The following is a 5,875-nucleotide window of genomic DNA, read 5'->3' on the forward strand; positions in this document are numbered from 1 at the left end:
GAGCTTGCTCCCGTTCGGCTGCGAAGCAGACGCAAAACTTTTGGGGCCGCTTCGCGACCCAGCGGGAGCAAGCTCCCTCGCCACAAAGGCCCACTCCTATCGGGTTATGCGTAGAGGTTGGAAATCATGGCTGATTCGATTTCGATGAAAAAACTCGTCACCCGCCTGCTGTTGGTGGTGGTGGCGATGTTTATCTTCGGGTTTGCCCTGGTGCCGATCTATGACGTGATGTGCAAGGCGTTCGGCATCAATGGCAAGACCGCCGGGCAGTACGAGGGCGAGCAGACGGTCGACACTTCGCGACAGGTGCGTGTGCAGTTCCTGTCGACCAACTCCGCCGACATGTCCTGGGATTTCTATCCCAAAAGTGACGAACTGACGGCCAACCCGGGGGCAGTGAACGAGATGATTTTTATCGCGCACAACCCGACCGACAAACCGATGAGCGCCCAGGCAGTGCCGAGCATCGCACCCAGCAACGCGGCAGCGTACTTCCACAAGACCGAATGTTTCTGCTTTACCCAGCAAGTGCTGCAGCCCGGTCAACGGATCGAGATGCCGGTACGTTTCATCGTTGACCGCGACATGCCCAAGGAAGTGAAGCACCTGACGCTGTCCTACACGCTGTTCGATATCACCGCCCGACATCCACCGGTAGCTGTAAACACTGGCGGCTGAGCGTGCCCGATAAGGAGAACAATAAATGGCAACTCATGAACACTATTACGTACCGGCCCAGAGCAAATGGCCGATCATCGCCACCGTCGGCATGTTCGTCACCGTGTTCGGCCTGGCCACCTGGTTCAACGACCTGAAGGCTGCGCGGCCGGAATCCCACGGCCCGCTGATCTTTTTCGTCGGCGGCCTGCTGTTGGCTTACATGCTGTTCGGCTGGTTCGGCACGGTAATCAAGGAAAGTCGCAGCGGGTTGTACAGCGCCCAGATGGATCGCTCGTTCCGCTGGGGCATGAGCTGGTTCATCTTTTCGGAGGTGATGTTCTTCATCGCCTTTTTCGGTGCACTGTTTTATGTGCGGCATGTGTCCGGCCCGGCGCTCGGCGGTGAAGGCGCGAAAGGCCTGGCGCACATGCTGTGGCCGAACTTCGAGTTCGTTTGGCCGCTGTTGAACAACCCGGATCCGAAACTCTTCCCGGCACCCAAGGACGTTATCAGCCCCTGGGGCCTGCCGCTGCTCAATACCGTGTTGCTCGTGAGCTCCAGCGTCACCGTGACCATCGCCCACCACGCTTTGAAAAAGGGCCATCGCGGTGCGCTGAAAATCTGGCTGGCGATCACTGTCTTGCTCGGCTGTGCGTTCCTCGGTTTTCAGGCCGAAGAATATATCCACGCCTATCACGAACTGGGCCTGACCCTGGGTTCCGGCATCTACGGCGCGACGTTCTTCATGCTCACCGGGTTCCACGGCGCCCACGTGACCATCGGCACCATCATTCTGTTTGTGATGCTGATGCGGATCATGCGCGGGCACTTCGATAACGAGCACCAGTTCGCGTTTGAAGCGGCGAGTTGGTATTGGCACTTCGTGGACGTGGTGTGGATCGGGCTGTTCGTTTTCGTCTACGTGCTCTGAGGCTTTACCAAGGCGCACTAGAAACCAACTGGCCGCTGAAAAAACCCCAGGCAATCAAGCCGACGGTGATAGCGGCCAGGGCAACACGAACACTCAAGGCAATGACGAGGCGGTTCGAGCTGCTGTCGTCCTTGACCAGAAAAAACAGGCCGCTGAACAGGCTGACAACCGTGGCAATCAGCATCAGGACGATGGCTGCTTTGAGCATGGTGGGACTCCGGGGGAAAGGCGATGCACTTGAGTATAGCTATCGCAACCAGCGACTTTCTGGCGACGCCATGAAGCGCTTCCGGCCGGGCATCGTGCCGACCCTGGTGGTCGCACTTCTATTGCCCATGCTGGTGTCACTGGGGTTCTGGCAATTGAGCCGGGGCGCGGAGAAAAGCGCGCTGCTGCACAGCTACGCCGAGCGCCGCACGGCTGAACCGATGGCCAGCACCGAGCTGCTACACACCGACGATCCAGCCTTTCGCCGGGTTCAAATTCACGGCCAGTTCGATGCCGCACACAGCCTGCTGCTGGATAACCGCCAGCGCGACGGCAAGGTCGGCGTCGAACTGCTGCAACCGTTTCAGGACCAGGCGACCGGGCTCTGGTTGCTGGTCAATCGCGGCTGGCTGCCGTGGCCGGATCGGCGTACCCCGCCGCAGTTCACGACACCGACTCAGGCCCTCAGCCTGGATGCCTGGGTCTACGTCTCCCCCGGCGCCACCTTCCAATTGCACGCCGACCCGAGCACCGCCACCTGGCCACAACTGATCACTGCCGTCGAACCCGCCAAGCTGTGGACGGCGCTCGACCGTGACGGTTTTGCCTACGAATTACGCGCAGAAGCCGGCCCCGCGTCCTACCAGGCCGATTGGCCGGTAGTGGCCATGGGGCCGGAAAAACATATCGCTTATGCCGTGCAGTGGTTCGCCATGTCGATCGCCCTGTTCGGCCTTTATCTCTATCTCGGCTGGCACAACGCAAAGGAGAAACACCATGGGAGCGGCCATGAATCCACCCAGCATGTCTGAGGCGAAAACGCCGGCGAGTCGGCGCAAGGGCCGGTTGCAGTTATTGCTGATCCTGCTGGGGGTGATCGGTCCGATGATCCTCGCCACGGGCATGTACAAGTTGCAGTTCTGGGTGCCGGAAGGCCGCAGTTATCACGGCGAGCTGATCGGCAACGGCCAGACCCGCGCGGACCTTGGCGTGCAAGCGCAGGAGGACCGTTGGCAATTGCTGGTCACGGCGCCCAAGGAGTGTTCGGTGGACTGCCAGCAGCTGGTTTATCTGGCGCGGCAGATCCAGATCGGCCTCGGTCGCGATGCCGGGCGTGCCAGTCACGCCCTGGCCGCGGCCCAACCGTTGGCGGCCGATTACGACGCCAAGCTGACCCGCGAATACCCGCAACTGCAACGCTACCCAATGGACCTGACCACTTTCACCAAAACAGCGGGAGGCAAAACCGCACCGCAACTGTGGATCATCGACCCGCACGGCAATCTGGTGCTGCGCTACGACCCGACGGTGAAGGGTAAGGACCTGCTCAACGACCTGCGTCATTTGCTGAAACTGTCGAACATCGGATAAGGGCATCGTCATGGCCAAACCTGGATTTCGCCTCGCGCTGTTTGCCACCTTGCTGGCACTGATTGTGGTGTTGCTCGGCGCCTACACCCGCCTGACCCACGCCGGCCTCGGCTGCCCGGACTGGCCGGGTTGCTACGGCTTTATCAGCGTGCCGAAAAGCGAAGCCCAACTAGCCCATGCCGAATTGCATTTTCCCGATGCACCCGTCGAAGCCCACAAAGGCTGGAACGAGATGATCCACCGCTATTTCGCCGGCACCCTCGGGTTGTTGATTTCAGTGCTGGCCGGTCGCGCCTGGGTGCATCGTCGTCATCCGGGGCAACCGGTGAAGCTGCCGCTGTTTCTGCTGGTGGTTGTCATCGCCCAAGCGGCGTTCGGCATGTGGACGGTGACGCTCAAGCTCTGGCCGCAGGTGGTGACCGGGCATTTGCTCGGCGGTTTTGCGACCTTGAGCCTGCTTTTTTTGCTGACCTTGCGTCTGTCCGGCGTACTGCCGGCGCTGACCGTGCCACGGCGTTTGCAGCACTGGGCGACGGCCGGGTTGCTGCTGGTAATCCTGCAAATCGCCCTCGGGGGCTGGGTCAGTTCCAACTATGCAGCCGTGGCTTGCATCGACTTCCCGACCTGCCATGGGCAATGGCTGCCACCGGCTGATTTCGCCAACGGTTTTCACCTGACCCAACACATCGGCCCCAATTACCTGGGAGGGCAACTGGACAGTGATGCCCGCACAGCGATCCATCTGACTCACCGCATCGGCGCGTTGCTGGTGACGCTCGTGCTGCTGGGGCTGGCCTGGCAACTGAAAGTGGTTGGCATGACGCGCTTGGCCGGAATGGTGCTGATCGCCCTTGCGGCCCAAATCACCCTCGGCATCAGCAACGTCTTGTTCCACCTGCCGCTGCCTGTCGCGGTCGCGCATAACGCGGGGGGCGCAGCGCTGTTGCTCACGATGGTGCTGGTCAATTATCACGCGCGAACCAGCCTGGTTCGGGTCAAACAGCAAAACCTTGCACGCTGGCGGTTCAGCCCGCGTAAACACTCAGCCGGGCCCATAACAATAAAAGGAGAGATGCCATGGCGACTCTGATCGGCGAACGTCACAGTCAGGCGATCTGGCGTGACTATCTGGAGCTGACCAAGCCTAAAGTGGTGGTGCTGATGCTCATCACCTCGCTGGTCGGCATGTTCCTCGCGACCCGCGCCGGGGTGCCGTGGACGGTGCTGGTGTTCGGCAACCTGGGGATCGCGTTGTGTGCCGGGGGTGCGGCGGCGGTGAATCATGTGGTGGACCGGCGTATCGATGCAGTGATGGCGCGCACCCACAAACGTCCCTTGGCTGAAGGGCGCGTTTCACCTGCGGCGGCGCTGACATTTGCCCTGGTATTGGCGGTGCTTGGGCAAGCCGTACTGCTGGCCTTCACCAATGCGCTGACGGCCTGGCTGACCCTCGCGTCCTTGCTCGGTTATGCGGTGATCTATACCGGTTTCCTGAAGCGCGCGACGCCGCAGAACATCGTTATCGGTGGCCTGGCCGGCGCTGCCCCGCCGTTGCTCGGTTGGACCGCTGCCACCGGTCATGTCAGCGCCGAACCCTTGTTGCTGGTGTTGATCATTTTCGCCTGGACCCCGCCTCACTTCTGGGCCCTGGCCATTCACCGCAAAGAGGAATATGCCAAGGCCAACATCCCGATGTTGCCGGTGACCCATGGCGAGCATTACACCAAGGTCCACATCCTGCTTTATACCTTCGCGCTGCTGGCGGTCAGCCTGATGCCCTACGTGATCCACATGAGCGGCATGCTTTACCTGATTTGCGCCCTGGGACTGGGCGCAAGGTTTCTGCAATGGGCCGTGGTGCTGTACCGTGGCACTCGGCCGCACGCGGCGATCAACACCTTCAAGTACTCTATCTACTACTTGTTCCTGCTGTTTATCGCGCTGCTCGTAGACCACTACTTACTGTTGAACCTATGACTCGAACTCAGAAAACCGTCTTTATCCTCGTCGCCCTGATCGCGCTGGTTCTGGGCCTGACCATCAACAAAGTGCTGTCCGGAAAAGGCCAGGGCGATCCGACGGCATTGATCGATGCCGGGATCATTTTGCTGCCGCAAAGCCGCAACCTGCCAAACGTGACGATGACCGATCAGGACGGCAAGCCGGTGATGGTCAACGAGCTGAAAGACAAATGGTCACTGTTGTTCTTCGGCTACACCTTCTGCCCCGACATCTGCCCGACCACCCTCGCCCAGCTGCGCCAGATCAAAAGTGAACTGCCGCCAGAGGCTGTGGCGAAGTTGCAGATCATCCTGGTCAGCGTCGACCCGAACCGCGACACGCCCAAGCAGCTCAAGCAGTACCTGGGCTACTTCGATCCGCAGTTCACAGGCCTGACGCCTTCGTCGATTGAAGACATTCAGAAACTGGCCAATGCGGTGAGCATTCCGTTCATTCCGGCAGACACCAGCAAGCCGAATTACACGGTTGATCACAGCGGCAACCTCGCGGTGATCGGGCCGGACGGGACACAGCGTGGCTTCATTCGTGCACCGCTGAATAACGCCAAGTTGGTGGCGCAGTTGCCGGTGATGCTCAACCGCAAATAAACACCACGCCCCTGTAGGAGCCAGGCTTGCCGGCGCAAGCGCCCGGGTGCTCGCCGTCGCCCGCAACCCAGGCGGCGACAGGGGGAGGGGGTTGAGG

Annotated in this window: 8 protein-coding genes; 7 read left to right on the plus strand and 1 reads right to left on the minus strand. The window is 60.6% G+C overall.

The genetic code is table 11. From position 1 onward, the window contains the following. Window positions 1-126 precede the first annotated feature (126 nt). Window positions 127-678, plus strand: a complete 552-nt coding sequence (locus tag QMX98_RS31595) for a cytochrome c oxidase assembly protein (protein WP_010465661.1) — start codon at window positions 127-129, stop codon at window positions 676-678. A 25-nt stretch (window positions 679-703) separates the two neighbouring features. After that, window positions 704-1,591 carry a cytochrome c oxidase subunit 3 gene (locus QMX98_RS31600; protein ID WP_282411931.1) on the plus strand — a complete coding sequence of 296 codons (888 nt, stop codon included), beginning with the start codon at window positions 704-706 and terminating at the stop codon, window positions 1,589-1,591. 4 nt (window positions 1,592-1,595) lie between these two features. Here the strand turns inward: QMX98_RS31600 and QMX98_RS31605 are convergent, their stop codons facing one another. Continuing rightward, window positions 1,596-1,799 carry a twin transmembrane helix small protein gene (locus tag QMX98_RS31605; RefSeq protein ID WP_010465658.1) on the minus strand — a complete coding sequence of 68 codons (204 nt, stop codon included), beginning with the start codon at window positions 1,797-1,799 and terminating at the stop codon, window positions 1,596-1,598. Window positions 1,800-1,869: 70 nt separating this feature from the next. Here QMX98_RS31605 and QMX98_RS31610 point away from each other — a divergent pair, with 70 nt between their 5' ends. Genes QMX98_RS31610 through QMX98_RS31630 form a run of 5 tightly spaced genes read left to right on the plus strand, consistent with a single transcriptional unit; the run spans window position 1,870 to window position 5,778 of the window. Next, window positions 1,870-2,610: an SURF1 family protein gene (locus tag QMX98_RS31610; protein ID WP_083375340.1), complete on the plus strand. Its 741-nt coding sequence runs from the start codon at window positions 1,870-1,872 to the stop codon at window positions 2,608-2,610. Beyond that, a complete protein-coding gene (locus QMX98_RS31615) occupies window positions 2,576-3,169 on the plus strand; it encodes a hypothetical protein (RefSeq protein ID WP_042932974.1) in 594 nt (197 codons plus the stop codon). Before QMX98_RS31610 ends, QMX98_RS31615 begins: the two co-directional genes overlap by 35 nt. A 10-nt stretch (window positions 3,170-3,179) precedes the next feature. After that, window positions 3,180-4,259, plus strand: a complete 1,080-nt coding sequence (locus tag QMX98_RS31620) for a COX15/CtaA family protein (RefSeq protein ID WP_145306394.1) — start codon at window positions 3,180-3,182, stop codon at window positions 4,257-4,259. Continuing rightward, on the plus strand, window positions 4,247-5,146 hold the full coding sequence (gene cyoE, locus QMX98_RS31625) for a heme o synthase (protein ID WP_083375341.1): 900 nt from the start codon (window positions 4,247-4,249) through the stop codon (window positions 5,144-5,146). Before QMX98_RS31620 ends, cyoE begins: the two co-directional genes overlap by 13 nt. Beyond that, window positions 5,143-5,778: an SCO family protein gene (locus QMX98_RS31630; protein ID WP_010465646.1), complete on the plus strand. Its 636-nt coding sequence runs from the start codon at window positions 5,143-5,145 to the stop codon at window positions 5,776-5,778. The genes cyoE and QMX98_RS31630 overlap by 4 nt, the downstream gene beginning before the upstream one ends. Window positions 5,779-5,875: the final 97 nt, after the last annotated feature.

It is taken from the genome of Pseudomonas sp. PS02303, assembly GCF_029959925.1.
GTDB classification, from domain to species: Bacteria; Pseudomonadota; Gammaproteobacteria; order Pseudomonadales; family Pseudomonadaceae; genus Aquipseudomonas; species Aquipseudomonas mandelii.

Excerpts from the sequence above, each read along its gene's own strand:
- QMX98_RS31595 (WP_010465661.1), top strand. The coding sequence starts at position 127 with ATGGCTGATTCGATTTCGATGAAAAAACTCGTCACCCGCCTGCTGTTG.
- QMX98_RS31605 (WP_010465658.1), bottom strand. The coding sequence starts at position 1,799 with ATGCTCAAAGCAGCCATCGTCCTGATGCTGATTGCCACGGTTGTCAGC.
- QMX98_RS31615 (WP_042932974.1), top strand. The coding sequence starts at position 2,576 with ATGGGAGCGGCCATGAATCCACCCAGCATGTCTGAGGCGAAAACGCCG.
- cyoE (WP_083375341.1), top strand. The coding sequence starts at position 4,247 with ATGGCGACTCTGATCGGCGAACGTCACAGTCAGGCGATCTGGCGTGAC.
- QMX98_RS31610 (WP_083375340.1), top strand. The coding sequence starts at position 1,870 with ATGAAGCGCTTCCGGCCGGGCATCGTGCCGACCCTGGTGGTCGCACTT.
- QMX98_RS31620 (WP_145306394.1), top strand. The coding sequence starts at position 3,180 with ATGGCCAAACCTGGATTTCGCCTCGCGCTGTTTGCCACCTTGCTGGCA.
- QMX98_RS31600 (WP_282411931.1), top strand. The coding sequence starts at position 704 with ATGGCAACTCATGAACACTATTACGTACCGGCCCAGAGCAAATGGCCG.
- QMX98_RS31630 (WP_010465646.1), top strand. The coding sequence starts at position 5,143 with ATGACTCGAACTCAGAAAACCGTCTTTATCCTCGTCGCCCTGATCGCG.